This window comes from Kitasatospora sp. NPDC094016 (assembly GCF_040304045.1).
Lineage (GTDB): Bacteria > Actinomycetota > Actinomycetes > Streptomycetales > Streptomycetaceae > Kitasatospora.
Map to the genome: position 1 here is coordinate 16,861 of NZ_JBEOUK010000018.1, position 16,337 is coordinate 33,197.

13 protein-coding genes are annotated in these 16,337 nt (G+C 75.4%); 1 reads left to right on the top strand and 12 read right to left on the bottom strand.

The features are described 5' to 3' along the window. Nucleotides 1-8: 8 nt before the first annotated feature. The 9 genes from ABT015_RS18620 to ABT015_RS18660 form a co-directional block, all read right to left on the bottom strand. Nucleotides 9-1,169, bottom strand: coding sequence for a GNAT family N-acetyltransferase (locus ABT015_RS18620; RefSeq protein ID WP_350880275.1), 1,161 nt, complete (start codon nt 1,167-1,169; stop codon nt 9-11). Continuing rightward, nucleotides 1,166-2,008 (bottom strand): Wzz/FepE/Etk N-terminal domain-containing protein, encoded by an 843-nt coding sequence (locus tag ABT015_RS18625; RefSeq protein WP_350880277.1) that lies wholly within the window; start codon nt 2,006-2,008, stop codon nt 1,166-1,168. Before ABT015_RS18625 ends, ABT015_RS18620 begins: the two co-directional genes overlap by 4 nt. 49 nt (nt 2,009-2,057) lie before the next feature. Next, complete coding sequence (locus ABT015_RS18630) at nt 2,058-3,173, bottom strand: glycosyltransferase (protein ID WP_350880279.1); 1,116 nt, start codon at nt 3,171-3,173, stop codon at nt 2,058-2,060. Then, a complete protein-coding gene (locus ABT015_RS18635) occupies nt 3,170-4,084 on the bottom strand; it encodes a polysaccharide deacetylase family protein (RefSeq protein WP_350880281.1) in 915 nt (304 codons plus the stop codon). The genes ABT015_RS18630 and ABT015_RS18635 overlap by 4 nt, the downstream gene beginning before the upstream one ends. Then, entirely contained in the window at nt 4,074-5,813 is a 1,740-nt protein-coding gene (locus ABT015_RS18640) for a lipid II flippase MurJ (RefSeq protein ID WP_350880283.1), read from the bottom strand. The genes ABT015_RS18635 and ABT015_RS18640 overlap by 11 nt, the downstream gene beginning before the upstream one ends. Further along, on the bottom strand, nt 5,810-7,123 hold the full coding sequence (locus tag ABT015_RS18645) for an O-antigen ligase family protein (protein ID WP_350880285.1): 1,314 nt from the start codon (nt 7,121-7,123) through the stop codon (nt 5,810-5,812). Before ABT015_RS18645 ends, ABT015_RS18640 begins: the two co-directional genes overlap by 4 nt. A gap of 5 nt (nt 7,124-7,128) precedes the next feature. Further along, nucleotides 7,129-8,652 (bottom strand): sugar transferase, encoded by a 1,524-nt coding sequence (locus tag ABT015_RS18650; RefSeq protein ID WP_350880287.1) that lies wholly within the window; start codon nt 8,650-8,652, stop codon nt 7,129-7,131. Nucleotides 8,653-9,030: 378 nt separating this feature from the next. Further along, nucleotides 9,031-10,185 (bottom strand): glycosyltransferase, encoded by a 1,155-nt coding sequence (locus tag ABT015_RS18655; RefSeq protein ID WP_350880289.1) that lies wholly within the window; start codon nt 10,183-10,185, stop codon nt 9,031-9,033. A gap of 204 nt (nt 10,186-10,389) precedes the next feature. Continuing rightward, complete coding sequence (locus tag ABT015_RS18660; RefSeq protein ID WP_063349600.1) at nt 10,390-10,830, bottom strand: SRPBCC family protein; 441 nt, start codon at nt 10,828-10,830, stop codon at nt 10,390-10,392. 122 nt (nt 10,831-10,952) lie between these two features. Here ABT015_RS18660 and ABT015_RS18665 point away from each other — a divergent pair, with 122 nt between their 5' ends. After that, nucleotides 10,953-11,846 carry a HipA family kinase gene (locus ABT015_RS18665; protein ID WP_350880293.1) on the top strand — a complete coding sequence of 298 codons (894 nt, stop codon included), beginning with the start codon at nt 10,953-10,955 and terminating at the stop codon, nt 11,844-11,846. A 130-nt stretch (nt 11,847-11,976) separates the two neighbouring features. On the opposite strand, the gene ABT015_RS18670 is transcribed toward ABT015_RS18665, so the two are convergent. The 3 genes from ABT015_RS18670 to ABT015_RS18680 form a co-directional block, all read right to left on the bottom strand. Next, nucleotides 11,977-13,464, bottom strand: coding sequence for a S8 family peptidase (locus tag ABT015_RS18670; protein ID WP_350880295.1), 1,488 nt, complete (start codon nt 13,462-13,464; stop codon nt 11,977-11,979). Between the two features lie 208 nt (nt 13,465-13,672). Then, entirely contained in the window at nt 13,673-14,809 is a 1,137-nt protein-coding gene (locus ABT015_RS18675; RefSeq protein WP_350880297.1) for an amidohydrolase family protein, read from the bottom strand. Nucleotides 14,810-14,812: 3 nt separating this feature from the next. After that, on the bottom strand, nt 14,813-16,267 hold the full coding sequence (locus ABT015_RS18680; RefSeq protein WP_350880299.1) for a type I glutamate--ammonia ligase: 1,455 nt from the start codon (nt 16,265-16,267) through the stop codon (nt 14,813-14,815). Nucleotides 16,268-16,337 lie beyond the last annotated feature (70 nt).

Here is a 16,337-nt window from a genome sequence, read left to right on the forward strand (position 1 = left end):
AGGGGCGGTCAGCCGCGGCGGCGGGCCAGCAGGGCCTCCTTGAGCCGCGGGAAGCGGGTCCGCAGCACGTGCGCCGCCTGCTGGCGGACGCGCACCGCGCCGGACCGGGCGACGGCCGCCGGCGCCGGCCCGGGCGGACCGAACAGCAGGCGCTGGTTGGACAGCTGGTCCGGCCGCCAGCGCTGCTTGTACGGCTCCTGGCCGCGCAGCAGGCCGAGCAGCGGGACGCCCGCGCCGACCGTCTCGTCCAGGGCCGCGCTGAAGAGCAGCCCGGCGATGTCCAGCCGCTCGCGCAGCACCGGGTGCGCGCCGTACATGTACAGGCCGCCGAAGGAGGGGCAGAGCAGCAGCAGGTTCACCGCGACCAGTTCGCCGTTCAGCCGGAACTGGTGGACGGCCGCCCTGCCGGTGGCGACCAGGCCGACGGTGGACTCGGTCAGGTGGCGGGCGAAGCGCTCGGTGCGGTGCTCCGGGGTGACGCCGCGCTCCTGCCACTGCAGGAAGTGCAGCCGCAGCAGGCCCTCCAGCGCCGCCGGCACCTCGGCCGCCGGCGTCGAGCTGACCTGCACCCCGGCCTCGGCGATCTTGCGCAGCTTCACCCGGCTGCGCTGCGCGGTCTTGCCGGGCACCCGCTTGAGCAGCCGGTCCATCGGGACGGCCGGCAGGTACTGGCAGAGCGAGTCCTGGTAGCGGCGGCGCCGGCCGTGCCAGTGCTCGTACACCCGCTGCACCGCCGCCTCGGGGTGCACCTCGCGCAGCTCCAGGGAGTGCCACGGGCGGGTGAGCGGGAGGGCGGCGGCGAACTCGGCGGCGGCGCGGTCGGCGCAGTCGTCGTCGAGCAGCACGTCGGAGTAGTCGACCAGCCCGGCGCCCAGGGCGGTCAGCCCACCGAGCGGGCCGCCGCGGCGCCTGAAGGCGCCCGCGCCGACCAGCAGGCCGTCCCGGCGGACGAGCACCACCAGCAGGCCGCCCGGGCTGCCGTAGTGGCGCCACCAGGAGCGCTGCCAGTCGGCGGCCTGGAAGAAGGTGGCGGTCCGGCAGCGGGCGGCCAGGTCGTCCCACTCCTCGGCAAGGGCGTCCAGGGCGTCGTCCTCCCGGCGCAGCTCGGTGGTCCAGCCCGGCGCAGCCGGCTGGGCCGGGAGGCCGGTGTGCCGGGTCTCAGTGCTCATCGCCCGCTCCCGGCCGCGGCCTTCTCCTTGGCCGGGGGCTCCTCGGCGCTGTTCTTCGCGGCCTCGGCCTTCCCGGGCTTCCCTTCCGCCTTCTCGGCCTCCGCGGCCTTCCCGGTCTCCTCCGCCTGGCCGGTCCTGTCGGCCCGGTCTGCCTGGTCTGCCCGCCCGTCCCGGTCGGCGGCAGGCGGCTCCTCGCCGCGCGGGCGGGGGGTGGCCGGCGTCGTCGGCTCCACCGGGGCCCCGGCGGCCTCGACGGGCTCGGCGGCCTCCGGCAGGGCGGCCTCGCCCCGGCGGCGGGTCATCATCACCAGGGCCCCCACCAGCAGCCCGGCCGCGCCGCCGACCGCGACGTCCAGCGTGGCGGACGGGGTGGTCGGCCTGTCCGGCTCGGCGGCCGGGGCCAGCGTCACCAGCCGGACGCCGGTGTCCCTACTGCTGGTGTTCGCGAAGGAGACCAGTGAGCGGGCCACCGCGTCGGCGGTCTGGGCCGCCTCCTGGGGGCGCGTCCCGGTGCCGGTGATCTCGATCATCGGGGCGTCCGGGGAGGTGGTCCCGTGCACCAGGGACTCCAGCTCGGCGCGGGTGTGGCCGGTCTCGGCGGCCGCCACCGCGAGCACCTGCGGCTGGCCCGCCAACCGCCCGTACGCCTGGGCGAAGTTGGTCGCGGTGGCGGCCTCCCCCGGGTTCTGCGGCACCACGAGGACGTAGGCGCTGGCGGCGTACGAGGGGTGCGAGACGACGGCGTACCCGGCGCCGGCCGCGGCGCCCAGCGGCACCGCGAGTGCCACCGGCCACCAGCGGCGGACCAGGTGGCGGGCCCTTCGGCGCGGTGTGGTCATGGGTGTGACTCCTTGGGTATGTGACGGCGGTTCCGGCGGCGGCGGGCGGTCAAGCGCGGGCCAGCCGGTCGTAGAGGGCGCCCAGGTCTGCGGCGACCCGGGCGATGTCGTAGTGGCCGACCGCCGGGGGGTGCGGCAGCGGGTCGGAGTTGTGGTCGTTCAGGTGCCGCAGATCGCGCAGCGCGGCGGCGTACGCGGCGCCCTCGGACGGGATCCGGCGGGCCTGCGGGGCGGCGCTGGGCGGCAGTTCGTCGAGCGCCGGGCAGGCGCTGTGCCGCACCGGCAGGCCGGCCGCGAGGCCCTCCAGGATGCCGAGGCCGAAGGTCTCCGCGGTGGAGGGGGCGGCCAGCACGTCCAGGGCGGTCAGCAGGTCGGGCACGTCGTCGCGCTCGCCGGTGAGCACCAGTCTTTCCCGGACGCCGAGTTCGGCGGCCCGGTGCTCCAGCGCGGCGCGCTCCGGGCCCGCGCCGACCAGCACCAGCCGGGCGGCCGGGTCGAGTGCGGCGAGGGCCTCCAGCAGCACCTCGAAGCGCTTGCCGGGGACCAGTCGGCCGACTCCGCCGACCACCCAGCTCCCCTCCGGCAGGCCGAGTTCGGCCCGCAGCCGGCAGCGGGTCGCGGCCCGGTCGGCCGCCGGGCGGTGGTAGCGCGCGGTGTCGATGCCGTTGGGGATCAGCTCGACCCGGGTCGGCGGGACGCCCCAGGAGTGCAGCGTCTGGGCGACCTGCCGGGAGACCGCGACGGTGGTGCTGCCGAGCCGTTCGGCCGCCAGGTAGAGGCCCTTGACGCCGCGGGTGACCGGGCGGCCCTCGATCACCCCGGCGTGCAGCGAGTGCTCGGTGGAGACCACCGTGCGGACCCCGGCGAGCCGGGCCGCCAGCCGGCCGTACAGCTGCGCCCGGTACAGGTGGGTGTGCACCAGGTCGTAGCGGCCGGAGCGGACCAGCCGGACCAGCCGGGGCAGCGCGCCCAGGTCGCGGTTGCCGCGCATGCCGAGGTGGTGGACGGTCACCCCGTCGGCGCGCAGCGCGGCGGCGACCGTGCCGGGGTTGGTCAGTGCGACCACCTCGCACTGCTGGTGTGCGGGCAAGTGCCGCAGCAGCAGGTGGAGTTGGCGCTCGGCGCCGCCCGAGGCGAGGCCGGTGACGATGTGCAGGACCCTCACGGCCGGGCCCCCCGCCGGGCGACCAGGGGGCTTCGGCGCAGCTCGGTGACGGCGTCGCGCAGCCGCTGCCGGCCGCGTTTGGCGCGCAGCCGCCAGGCGCCGTCGCGGTCGCCGACGTAGCAGCGGGGCAACGCGAAGCGGCCGGTGAGCGGGGAGTGCGCGATGGCGCAGGCGTAGTCGTAGCCGGCGTCGCGGACGGCCTCGGTGGCGGGCAGGTCGACGGCGCCGTACGGGTAGCAGAAGCCGGTGACCGGGCCGCCGACCACCTCCTCCAGGAGGCGCCGGCTCTCCCGGGTCTGCACCGCCAGGACGTCGGCCGGCAGGCCGGGCAGCGCCTGGTGGCCGAGGCCGTGCGAGCCGATCTCCCAACCGGCGGCGGCGAGTTCGGTGACCTCCTGGACGGTGAGCAGCTGCTTGCGCGGCCCCTTGGCGTCCCAGCCGTTGTCCCGGCCGAGCAGGTCGGCGACCACGTACGCGGTGGCGGTGAAGCCGTACGCCTGGAGGATCGGCACGGCGTGGTGCGCGAAGTCCGCGTAGCCGTCGTCGAAGCTCAGCCCGACCAGTCCGTCGTCCCGGCCGACGGCCCGGGCCCGCATCAGCTCGCGCACGGAGACGCCGCGCCGCCCGCGCCGGTGCAGCCAGGCGACCTGCTCGGCGAACCGCTCGGGGCTGACGGTCAGCTGATACGGGTCCTCCTTCTCGACCGCCACCGAGTGGTACATCAGGATCCACGGCGAGGAGGAACCGGGGCCGGACGGTTCGCCGAGCGGGCGGCGGCTCCTGGGCAGCTGCGCCGTCGGCCCGGCCGGGTCGGTGTACGGGAGGTCGCCGCGTGGTGCGGCTGCGGCCGGTACGGCCTGGCGGCGGACGCCCGCCTGGGCCGAACGGACGGTTCCCCGTTCATTGTCCATGGGGAAGCTTCCCTTCATCGGCGACGGTTGGCGGGTTCAGGGCCCGGGCCACGGCGAGGACCGGGCCGCGCACCTCACGCGCGCCGAGGCCGGTGCCGAGGACGGCGAAGGCCAGCGCCACGGTGAGGCCCCCGAGGAGGGTGGAGAGCAGGGGGCCGGTGGCCAGCCCGGCGACGGCGGCGCCGAGGGCGGTGGCGCCGCCGGCGGCGGCCACCAGCCGGGCGTGGCCGCCGAGCACCCGGCGCAGCCGCAGCGGGATGCCGCGCAGCACCAGGCCGTGCAGCAGCAGCGCGGCGGTGGCGGTGATGCCGGCCGCGTTCCCGGCGGCGAGCCCGAGGGCGCCGAAGCGGGGGGTGGCGAGCAGGCTGACCACGACGGTGACGCCGAGGCCGAGCAGCATCGCGGCGACCGGGAACCAGTCCAGCAGCCGGCGGCCGCCGTCCTCGGTGCCCGGATCGTCGGCCCGGCGGACCACCGGGCGCAGCGAGAAGTACGGGCGGATCATCACGCCGATCAGCGCCTGGGCGGGCAGGCCGAAACTGTAGACCCGGATGACGGCGGCGGTGGCGGCGGTGTCCTGCGGGCCGAAGGCGCCGCGCTGGAAGAGCAGCGAGACCACCGAGGGGGCGCAGGCCATCAGGAAGGCGGTGCCGCCCAGGACGACCGCCGCGGCCTGGCCGAGGTCCTTCTCGACCCGGTCCCGGGCGGCGGCGAGGTCCCCGGCGGCCAGCGCCCGGGCGACCAGCGGGAAGGTGACGGTGCAGATCAGGATGCCGGCCGTCATGGCCAGTTGGGAGACCTTGGCGGCGTAGTTGAGGTGCGAGATGGTGCCGGGCGGCAGCGCCGAGCCGAGGTAGCGCTCGACGAAGACCTGCGACTGGCGGGTCAGGGTGAACGCGGCCACCGGCAGCAGGGCGAACGGCATCAGCACCAGCGCCTTGCGGGAGCGGCGGGCGCGGCCCGCGCCGGACTGCGGTCCCGGGCCCGCGCCCTGGCGCAGCCGGCGCAGGAACGGGGCGACCAGCAGAGCGGCCATCAGCAGGCTGCCGAGCGCGACGCCGAGGGCGGCGGAGCGCACGCCCAGGAAGGACTGGCAGCCGAGCAGCACGGCGAGGATGCCGACGTTGTAGGCGACGTAGATGCCGGCCGGCGCGGTGAAGCAGTGGTGGGCGCGCAGCGCGGCGGCGAGGTAGCCGACCACGCCGAACGGCAGCACGGTGATCGCGGTGATCCGGGTGCAGGTGACGGCGAGGCCGGGGTTGGCCAGGCCGGGGGCGAGCAGCTCGACCAGCTGCGGGGCGCCGAGGGCGACTGCCAGCGCGAGCCCGCTGAGCGCGAGCAGCAGCCAGGGCAGGGTGGCACGGACCAGTTGGCGGACCGGGTCGGGAGCGTCCGGGTCCTCCTCGCGCAGCACCAGGGCGAGCGCGAAGGCGGGCACCATGAGGAAGGACATGGCGTCCTCGATCAGCAGCGGCGCGGCCGTCTCCGGGACGGTCCAGGCGACCAGGAAGGCGTCGGTGCCCTGGTTGGCGCCGAAGTAGCGGGCCAGCAGGAGGTCGCGCAGCAGGCCGAGGCCGGATCCGGCGGCACTGAGGACGGCGGTGATGCCGAAGGCCTTGGCGAGGAAGCCGCGCCGGGGGGCCGGGCCGGACCCGGGCGGCGGGCCGCCGGCGGTGGCGCCGCGCGGGGCGGGCACGGCGGAGGCGAGGGCCGGCTGGTCGGTGGTCATCGCGGGTCGGCCTCCGCGACGCAGGCCCGGGCCGCGAGGCCGAGGACGACGGAGGTCAGCACGGTGGTGGTGCCACCGATGTCCGCGTACAGGAAGTCGACCAGCACCCAGGTGAGCAGGGCCAGGGCGGCGAGGGCCGGGCCGCGGGAGTGGCGCAGGCAGCCGAGCAGCAGACCGAGGAAGAGCGCGGCGTAGGCGACGATGCCGATCAGACCCTGCTCGCTGAGCACCAGGAAGTACATGTTGTGCGGGGAGAGCAGCGGTTCGCGCTGGAAGCCGATGGTGGGGTCGGCTGCGTCGCTGCCGGAGGAGAGCCGCAGCGGGGCGTGGCTGTCGCGCAGTTGCTGGAAGGCCTTGGGGCCGGCGCCGTGGACGGGGTGGTCCTGCCAGATCCGCCCGGCGGTGGACCACAGGTCGTAGCGGTCGGAGACGGACTGGTCGGGGGCGGCGGAGACGGAGCCGATCGAGCTGAGCCGCTCGGTGACGCCGGAGGCGCCGAGGCCGAGGCCGCCGACCAGGACGACCGCGGCGGCCAGGCCGAGGACGGCGCCGCGGACGGCGAGCCGGGCATCAGCGCGCAGCAGCAGCACGGTGGCCGCGGCGGCGGTGGCGATCCAGCTGCCTCGGCTGAACGAGACGGCGAGCGGGAAGGCCAGGAAGGCGGCGGTCGCGAACATGGCGCGGCGCAGCCGGACGTCGCCGCCGGGGCGGCGCTCGGCGAGCGCCAGGGCCAGGGCGGCGAGCAGCCCGTAGCTGACGACCGTGGACATCGCCATGATGTCGAGGGCGCCGAAGGTGCCGACGGCCCGGATCGGCTGGCCGGTGTAGGAGGCGCCGGTCCGGGTGAGGTACTGGTGCGCGCCGACCACGCCCTGGATCAGCGCGGCGAGTACGAAGGAGCCGAGGACCAGCCGCTGGTCGACGCGGTCGCGCAGCGAGCAGAGCACCCCGGCCGGCACCAGGACGAACACCTGGGTGAGCCGGACGAAGCCGGTGAGGCTGGTGGCCGGGTCGATCGAGCCGACGGTGGCGACGGCGGCGGCGACCACGATGCCGCCGAACAGCACGCAGGTGGCGCGGCTGACGGCGGGCAGCCGCCCGCGCAGCAGGTCGAGCGCGGTGAGGGCGACCAGAGCGAGCGAGGCCACGTCGGCGGCGGTGACGTGGACGGCGGCGGCGACGTCCTTCTCGCCGGTGGGAACGCAGACCAGCAGGACGGTCGCCGCGGCGAGCAGGCTGGGCCGGTCCGCGAGCGCGGGCAGCGCCTTGCGTAACGCGAGCCGCGGGACGGCGGGAAGGGTCAGGGCCACGCGGGTCAGCTCCCGTCCGGGTGGAGCATCAGGACCGCGGTGCGGCACAGGATCTTGATGTCCTGCCAGAGGCTCCAGCTCTCGATGTAGCGGTTGTCGAACCGGGCCCGGTCCTCGATCGAGGTGTCCCCGCGCAGGCCGTTGACCTGGGCGAGGCCGGTCAGGCCGACCGGGACGCGGTGGCGGTCGGCGTACTCGGGGTAGGCCTGGCCGAACCGCATGACGAAGTAGGGGCGTTCCGGGCGCGGGCCGACCAGGCTCATGTCGCCGCACAGCACGTTCCACAGCTGCGGCAGCTCGTCCAGCGAGCTGCGGCGCAGCAGTCGGCCGACGGCGCCCATCCGGTGGTCCTGGGAGATGTTCCAGCGGGTCGCCGACTCGTGTTCGTTGCTGGGGCGCAGGGTGCGGAACTTGAGGACGGTGAAGACCTTGCCGTCGAGCCCGGTGCGCTGCTGGCGGAAGAGCACGCCGGGGCCGGTGTCGAAGCGGACGGCCAGCGCGCAGAGCACCAGGACGGGGGCGAGCAGCAGCAGGCCGAGCCCGGCGGCGGTGACGTCCAGGGCGCGCTTGGCGGCCCAGCCGGGGCGGCGCATCGCCGGGCTGCCGACCCGCAGGCAGGGGAAGCCCCACAGGTGGTCGGCTCCGGCCAGCGGGCCGGCGGGCAGCGAGCCGTGCTCGCGCAGCGCGGGCACCAGCCAGACCTGGCAGCCGAGCCGGGCGGCGTCGCGCAGGGCGGCGGCGGTCTCGGCCTCGTCGGCGGCGCCGGCGGTGGCGACCACGTGGTGGATCCGGTGCCGGCGGACCTCGCGCTCCAGCACCTCGCGGCCGCCGAGGACGGGCAGGTCGGTGTCGCCGGCGAGCAGCGGCGGGTCGGCGTCGAGGAAGCCGACCGGGCGCATCCCGTACTCGCCGCGCTCGCTGAGGGCGGCGGCGACCCGGCGGCCGAGGCGGCCGGCGCCGAGCACCAGGACGGGGTTGGGGCGGCTGCGGCGGATCCGCCGGACCAGGTGGTAGAGCACGGCGCGGCCGACGGCGGCGATCAGCAGCTGGACGCCGAGCAGGACGGTGAGCCGGGCCGGGGTGGCCGGGCCGCAGTCGGGCCAGCGGCCGTCCAGGCAGCCGGCCAGGGTGACGGCGAAGGCGGTGGCGACGACGGCCCGGACGGCCAGCGCGGGCAGTTCGTCCAGGACGGAGAGGGTGAGCCGGGTGCGGTAGAGGCCGCCGACCAGGTTGAGCACGAGCAGCAGGGGCAGGACGGCGGCGGCACCGAGCAGCGGCGCGAGCGGGACGGCCGGGTCGACGGCCCGGTTGGCGAGACCGGTGGCGGTGCACAGCGCGATCGCGTCGACCTGGACCAGCGCGAGCGGCAGGGCGAGCCGGGATCGGACCGCCCCGCGGTGCCGGCGGGGCGGCGGCACCGTCCGGGTCCGGGCGGATCCGGCCGGGCGGTCGAGCAGCCCGGTGCCGGGCCGCCGCGGGCCGGACAGGGGCCGACCGGATCGCGGCACGCTGTCGTGGTCAATGGTCATCAGCGCACGAACTCCCCTGCTGTGTGCCCGGGGTGACGGCGCCCCGGCACCGGATGGCGCGGAGCGGCCGTCCCGGCCCGGTGGGCGCGGTCCTGACAGCACCTGCTACCGCTGGCGGCTTTCGGTCCTCTCGCACCGGGCCCGGCCGCGCGGGGCGCGGCCATGAAGGGCTCGGTCGCGAATTCCCGACATGAAATCGAAACGAAGCAGGCGAAATCCGACAATACATAACCTGGCTGCGTAGGCTGGAAGTTGACTTGCCGTTTCATTCCAGCCGCCCATTAATAGGTATTTCGGATTTGACGCCTCGTCCCTATCCGGTTGAGGGTGCGAATACGACGGCGCCGGACCGGCGGGCATTCACGGCATGTGAAACGATCAGATCCGCTCTGGGACACGGGCCCGGCGCCGCCCGGCCGCCGGACCGGCACCCAGCAGATGGCGGTACAGCGCGTCCACCTGTTCGACCACCGTGCGGACGTCGTGCCGGGCGACCACGTGATCGCGCAACCTCGCCCCGCGCCGTTCACACTCGATCGAATCGGACAGTGCTTCCGCCATTCGGGTGGCGAGCGCGGTCACGTCCTCGGGCGGCACCACCGCCCGCCCCCGCTCGGCCTGGGGCAGGCACTCCCGGGCGCCCGGCACGTCGGTCAGCAGCACCGGACGGGCCACCGCCATCGCCTCCAGCGGGGCCAGCGCCATGCCCTCCCAGCGCGAGGGCAGCACCACCAGATCGGCCGCCGCCAGCCACGGCCTCGGGTCGGGCACGTCCCCGACCAACCGGACCCGGGACGGCTCGGCCGACTCCCGGACCAGGTCCGCCAGCCGGTTCTCCTCAGGACCGCCGCCGACCAGCACCAGCCGGGCCTGCGGCACCGCCCGCAGCACCTCCGGCCAGGCCGCCAGCAGCACGTCCTGGCCCTTCTGGCGGCACAGCCGGCCGACGCAGACCGCGAGCGGGGCGTCCAGGTCCAGGCCCAGCGCGATCCGGGCCGCCCGGCGGTCGGCGGGTGCGTAGTGGCGCACGTCCACACCGTTGGGCACCACCGCCCAGTCCGCGCTCACCCCGGCGGCGACGCCGTCGGCCCGCTCCTGGACGCTGACGCAGAGCAGGCGGTGCGCCCAGCGGCTGGCGAAGCGCTCCCAGTGCAGGGTGGCGGTGGCCAGCGGGCCCTCGACGGCGGCGAAGGACCAGGCGTGCGGCTGGAAGACGGTCGGCACCGCGCCGCGCACCGCCAGCCGGCCGGCCAGTCCGGCCTTGGCGCTGTGCAGGTGGACCACGTCGGGCGCGGCCGCCCGGACGATCCGGCGCAACCGCCACGCCTCGGCGGCGGTGCCCGGGCCCGGCGAGCGCCCGGCGGGCCAGTCATGGACCAGCGCGCCCACGGCGGCGGCCTCCTCGGCCAGCCGGCCGCCGCCCGGGCAGGCGACCAGCACCCGGTGACCGGCCTCGCGCTGCCCCCGGACCAGATCGGCGACGACGCGGGCGACTCCGCCGTCCACGGGCTGTGAAATGTGAAGGATCGTCATATGCACGGCGGCGAGCCTAGGGTGGCTCCCCCGCGCCGGGCGGCCCTCGTCACCCGGAGGGGGGCGGGCCGTCCACCCGTACGGCTTTCCGCTCGTACGGGTGGGCGGGCCGCTCGAATTCCCGGGCGAATTGCCGCGGGAAAGGCGAACTCGGCGAACTCGGTGAGCTCGGTGAGCTCGGTGAGCTCGCGGACTCAGCGGACCTCAGCGGACCTCGGCGGCCAGGTTGGCCAGCACCTGATCGTGGATCCGGTTCAGGCCCTTCGGGGCGAAGGTGCGCTCGAAGAAGCCGCCGATGCCGCTCGCGCCCTGCCAGGTGGCCGAGACGGTGACCTTCGACCGGCCCTCACCGGCCGCCGAGACGGTCCAGGTGATCACCATGCTGGAGTTGGCGTCCTTCTCCACCAACTGGTCGGGCGAGGGCGCCGAGACGGTGAACAGGCAGTCCCGCACGCGCTTCTCGGTGGCCTGCAGCTTCCAGTGCACCTGGGTGCCGGCGCCGGTGCCGCCGACCCGGACCTCGTACTCGCTGTACTGCGGGGGCAGCAGCTTCGGGCGGGTCACCTGGTAGTCGGCCAGCGCCTCGTACACCCGCTCGGGGGCGGCGTCGTAGTCCCGCTCGGTGGTGGCCTGCACCTGTCCCATGGCCTTGCTCTCCTCGTCCGGTGGTCTTCCGATTGTCACCGGCAAGCCAATCACAGCGCCGGGGGCGCAGGCCGACCGGACGGCCCGCGGCGGTGGCGGGGCGCCGGGATAGGGTGGCCGGTGTGCTCGATCTGGTGACAGCAGTGCGCTACGTCGACCCGCTGCGGTCCGGCGGCTCCGTCCCCGGCGTGGTGGAGACCGACGACCTGGGAACCTACGTGGTCAAGTTCACCGGCGCCGCGCAGGGCCGCAAGGCGCTGGTCGCGGAGGTGATCGTCGGCGAGCTGGCCCGGCGGCTCGGCCTGCGCGTCCCCGAACTGCGGCTGGTGGACTTCGATCCGGCCGTCGCCGCGGACGAGCCCGACGCCGAGATCCAGGACATGCTCAAGGCCAGCGGCGGCCTCAACCTCGGGATGGACCTGCTGCCCGGCGCGCGGGACTACCGGCCGGGCATGATCCCGGTGGACTCCGCCGAGGCCGGGCGGGTGGTCTGGCTGGACGCCCTCACCGGCAACGTCGACCGCACCGTCCACAACCCCAACCTGGTGGTCTGGCACGGGCGGCTCTGGCTGATCGACAACGGCGCCGCGCTGATCTTCCACCACCGCTGGGCCACCGCCGAGGCGGCGGTCGGCAAGCGCTACGACCTCAGCGCGCACGCGCTGGGCGGCTCGGCCCCGGACGTCCGGTTGGCCGACGAGGAGCTCGGCCCGCTGGTCACCGTCGGCCTGCTGGAGGAGGTGCTGGCGCTCGTCCCGGACGAGTGGCTGGCCGACGAGCCCGGCTTCGACTCGGTGGCCGCCGTCCGGCACGCCTACGTGACCCACCTGGCCGCCCGGGTGGTGCTCTCCGCCCAGTGGCTCCCGGAGGGCTTCGCCACCCCCGAGCAGCTGCGCGAGGCCGAACGCCGCCGGGAGGCCCGGACCCGGGCCGGCCGGCCCGCCTGGCTCCGGGAAGTCCCGGACCTGCACGGCAAGCCGTCGGTGGAGACCGGCTGGGACCAGCACGTCGAGTGAGTGTGTCGAGGCTCGCCCGGAGAAGTCGGCCGGGCGGGGCGCGAACGCGGCGGCCCGGAAACGACCGGGGAGCGGACCCGGATGGGCCCGCTCCCCGGCTCAGTGTTCAGGTGTCGCCGTGGTCAGCGCGTCAGCGCCACCACTGGACCGCCTTCTCGGCGTTGATGATGCCCGCGCCGTAGAAGCCGTTGTCGTCCGCGCCGCCCTCGCAGGTGGCCTTGTACGCGCCGGTGCCGCCCGGGTTGTACTCGCCCTTCGGGCAGGGGTGCGACTCCGCCTGGTTGGTGAGCAGCTCGGTCAGCTCGTCCGGGTTGGCCCACGGGAAGGTGCTGGCGAGCAGCGCGACCACGCCGACGACGTGCGGGGTGGCCATCGAGGTGCCCTGCATGTAGCCGTACTTGTTGCCCGGGATGGTGGAGAGGATCCGGCCGTTCTTGTCCGGGGTGTCCGGGATCTGGTAGCGCGCGTCGCCACCCGGCGCGGCGACGGTCACGACGCCCTTGCCGTAGCTGGAGTAGTACGCCTTGTCGCCGTTGACGCCCACCGAGGAGACGGCGATGACGCCGGGCAGCTCGGTCGGCAGCGACAGGCAGTCGTTGGTGACCGGGCGGGTCACCTTGGTGGTGTCGTCCGGGCTGGCGACGTCAACGGTCTTGTGCGCCAGGTCGATGTTCTCGTTGCCCGCCGCGGCGACGTTGAGGACGCCCTTGCGCTGCGAGAACGAGACCGCCTTGCGGACGGCGGCGCTGATCGCGGCCTGGTCCTTGTCGTTCGGGCAGTTGAACATCCACGGGTCGACGTAGTAGCTGTTGTTGGTCACCTTGAACTGGTGCTCACCGGCCCACACGAAGCCGCAGATCGCGTACTCCGGGTAGATGAACCCGCCGTCGTCGACGACCTTGACCGCGGCCAGCTTCACGTTCGGGGCGATGCCGACGACGCCCTTGCCGTTCTTGGCGGCGCCGATCGTGCCGGCCACGTGGGTGCCGTGGTCGCTGGTGGTGGGCTGCCAGGACTTCCAGTCGGTGTTCGGCTTGCCGCCGTCGATGCAGGAGACCGACTGCGAGGCGTCCACGTTGGCGGCCAGGTCCTCGTGCGTCGCGTCGATGCCGGAGTCCAGCACGCCGACGGTGACGTTGCGGCTGCCGAGCGAGAGCTTGTGCGCCTTGTCGACACCGATCTGGCGCATGTCCCACTGGTTGGCCTCGTAAGGCTCCTGACCGGCAGCGGGCGCGCCGGCGGGCTCGGCGGCGACCTCGGCCTTGGCCTGGTCGGCGGCGGTGATGCCCTTGGTGCGGCTGGCACCGACGGAGTCGACGCCCTTGGCCTGACGCAGCTTCTGCGCGAACGCGGTGTCGTCCGAGCGGGCGATGACGACGCCGATCTGCTCGTACGAGTACACCACCGAGCCGCCGAGGGCGGTGATCGCCTTCTCGACCTTCTGCACCTGGCCGTGGTTGGCCTTGGTGTTGACGACGTAGCTGAGCAGCGGACCGGTCGTCGAGCCCGCCGAGGGGGCCGCGACGGCGGTGCCGGCCGGGAGCGCGAGGGCGCCGGCGGTGGCGAGCACGAGGCCCACCGCCGCGAACCGGGTCCGGCTGATCCGAGGAACTCTCATAGGGGTTGGCCCTCCCGAGTCGTCATGCGGCAGCTGCGGTGTGGCAGGTGCGCCTGGAATGATCGGGACGCTAATGAATATTCGCTGATAAGCGCAAGAGGTAGTCATCTAATCGTCACATGTTGGCCAACATCGGAACCGAGGAGTCCGGAGGCCCAACACGTCAACAGAGTTGAAGAGTGTTAAAAAGTGACGGTTCGCCGACGTGCTACGGTGCGCCGGGCAGTGAGTACAGCGCGCGGGCGTTGTCCGCGGCGACCAGCCGGGCCAGCCGCTGCGCGTCCGCCGCCGAACAGGCGCCACCCGCCTGCCAGTCGGCCAGCACCGCGCCCAGTCCGTACCGGAACTGGGCGGCGCCCACCAGGTACAACTCGGGCAGCCCGTACGCGTCGGTGGAGAACAACAGCTTGCCGAACGGCGCCAGTTCCAGCATCTCGCCCAGCACCGCCGCCACCCTCGGGCCGGTGTAGGAGGCGGTCAGCCCGAGGTCGGTGTACACCGTCGGGAAGGCCTGGGCCAGCCACCCGGCCTGGCGGTGGTACGGGTAGCAGTGCAGCAGCACCAGCGGGACGCCGCTCGGCTCGGCGGCGCGCACGAAGCCGGTCAGCAGCGACGGATCGGCCCGGTGCAGGGTGAGGTCGGGATCGCCGAAGCCGGTGTGGAGTTGGAGCGGCAGGCCCAGTGCGGCGCAGACGTCCACGGCCGTCCAGAGCAGATGGTGCAGCAGCACCGGATCGGCCAGCCGGCCGCGCCCGCCGCGCAGCCAGGCGCCGGCCGAGGCCACCACGGCCGCCCGCGCGGGCCGTTCGGCGGGGGCGGCCAGACCGTGCCGGTAGGCGAGCACCGACTTGACCGCGACCGCACCCTCGGCGGCCGCCGCCAGCGCCTCCCCGACGGCCTGCGGCCAGGACTCGGCCGGGCCCGCCACCGCCTCGGCCACCGACTCCAGCCGGACCACCTCGCGCACCACCGCCCCGGCAGCCGAGGCCAGTTCACCGAGCGGCAGCAGCGGAAGGCCCGCGGCGTCGGTCAGCCCGGTGTCCACCAGGCAGGTGTCCAGCCCGGCGGCGGCCAGCAGCCGGCGGGTGGCCTCGGCGCCGCCCAGCTCGCGCCGCCGGGCCAGGTAGTCCGCGGCCGGGGCGTGCGCGGGCAGGCCGAGGACGGGCGGGCACCAGCGCCGGACGGCCAGGCCGAGCGCGCTGTCGAAGGGCGAACAGCCGGGCGCGGGCGGTCGGTCGGACTCGGTGAGCAGCCCGGCCAGGGCGTCGTCGGCGAGGTCGGCCGCCACCACGCTGTGGCAGTGGTGGTCGACCAGCGCGGGCACCGCCAGGGCCCCGGCGTCCACCGGTCAGTACCGCCAGCGGGTCGCGGCGACCAACTGCTCGGGGGTGGCGGCGGCGTACTGCTCGCCCTCCGCCCGGCGCACCGCCAGCACCGCCTCGTACAGCGGCCCGCCGAGCGCCTCGCGCAGCACCGCCGAACGCTCGTACGCGGCCAGCGCCTGCGCCGGGCCGGTCGGCAGCCGCGGCACCGTGCCGGGCTCGGCGGCGGCCGGATCCCCGGTGAACTCCGGTGGCAGCGACTGGTGTTGGTCGAGACCGGCGAGACCGGCGGCGAGCACCGCACCGACCGCCAGGTACGGATTGGCGCTGGCGTCGAAGCACTTGACCTCGGCGTTGGCGGCGGCGGCCCGCTCCCCCGCGGAGCCCGTCACCAGGCGCAGCGCGGCCTCGCGGTTCTCCAGGCCCCAGCACTGGTAGGCGCCGGCCCAGTGCGAGGGCACCAGCCGCAGGTAGCCGGCCGGGCTGGAGCAGCCCAGGACCAGGAGTTCGGGCAGCGCGCCGAGCACCCCCGCGAGGAAGCCCTCGGCCTCCGCGGTCAGGCCGTGCGGGCCGGGGCCGCCGTGGCCGAGGTTGCGGCCGTCCCGCCAGAGGCTCAGGTGCAGGTGGCCGCCGTTGCCGACCGCGCCGGGCTCGACCACGGGGGCGAAGGAGGCCCGCAGGCCGTGCCGGGCGGAGACGGCCCGCACGGTGTGCCGGACCAGGACGGAGGTGTCGGCGGCGCCGACCGGGCCCTCGGGGGCCACCGAGACCTCGAACTGGCCCGGGGCGTACTCGGGGTGGATCTGCAGGACGGTCAGCCCCTGCTCGCCGAGGGCGCGCAGGACGTCCCGCAGGTAGTCGGTGAGGTCGGTGAGCCGGTGCATCCCGTACGCGGGGCCGTGCGTCGGGTACTGCGGCTCGTCCTGCGGGCCGCCGGCGAGGGCGACCACCCACTCGACCTCGATGCCGGCCCGCAGGGTCAGCCCGCGCTCGGCGGCGGCGGCCTCCATCCGGCGGGCGAACAGCCGCTGGCAGCCGGGGTGCGGGGTGCCGTCCTGGGTGTGCCGGTCTCCCGGGGCCCAGGCCCAGCCGGGCTGGGCGGCCAGCGGGACGACCCGGTCGAGGTCGGGGTAGAGCCGCAGGTCCCCGGTGGGGCCGCCGGTGCTCGGGCTGGCGGTGATGCCGTCGTCGGCGAGGAAGACGTCGAAGCAGGGTGCGGCGCCGACGCCCCACTGCGCGGCGTGCACCAGGGCGCCCAGCGGGACGGCCTTGACCCGGGTGATGCCCGCGTTGTCCACCCAGGTGACGGCCACCGCGTCGACGGCGGCGGTGCGCAGCCGGTCGACGGCGGCCTCGGCCTGTTCGACGCGCTCGGCGCACGGGGGCAGCGTGACGGCGGCGAGGTGCCCGCCGAGGCCTCCGGCCGGGCCGGTGGTGCCGGTGGCGGACGCGGCGGGTCCGGCGGCGGTTCCGAGGGTCATGCCCCCATGCTGCCCCGCCCGTCGCCGCCGGGTAACTCCCCTATCGGGTGGTCCCCGTGGACGCCCGTCC

Bases quoted from the DNA above. Each gene is read 5' to 3' on its own strand.
- ABT015_RS18620 (WP_350880275.1), bottom strand. From the start codon at position 1,169: ATGAGCACTGAGACCCGGCACACCGGCCTCCCGGCCCAGCCGGCTGCG.
- ABT015_RS18640 (WP_350880283.1), bottom strand. From the start codon at position 5,813: ATGACCACCGACCAGCCGGCCCTCGCCTCCGCCGTGCCCGCCCCGCGC.
- ABT015_RS18655 (WP_350880289.1), bottom strand. From the start codon at position 10,185: ATGACGATCCTTCACATTTCACAGCCCGTGGACGGCGGAGTCGCCCGC.
- ABT015_RS18650 (WP_350880287.1), bottom strand. From the start codon at position 8,652: ATGACCATTGACCACGACAGCGTGCCGCGATCCGGTCGGCCCCTGTCC.
- ABT015_RS18670 (WP_350880295.1), bottom strand. From the start codon at position 13,464: ATGAGAGTTCCTCGGATCAGCCGGACCCGGTTCGCGGCGGTGGGCCTC.
- ABT015_RS18625 (WP_350880277.1), bottom strand. From the start codon at position 2,008: ATGACCACACCGCGCCGAAGGGCCCGCCACCTGGTCCGCCGCTGGTGG.
- ABT015_RS18635 (WP_350880281.1), bottom strand. From the start codon at position 4,084: ATGGACAATGAACGGGGAACCGTCCGTTCGGCCCAGGCGGGCGTCCGC.
- ABT015_RS18660 (WP_063349600.1), bottom strand. From the start codon at position 10,830: ATGGGACAGGTGCAGGCCACCACCGAGCGGGACTACGACGCCGCCCCC.
- ABT015_RS18680 (WP_350880299.1), bottom strand. From the start codon at position 16,267: ATGACCCTCGGAACCGCCGCCGGACCCGCCGCGTCCGCCACCGGCACC.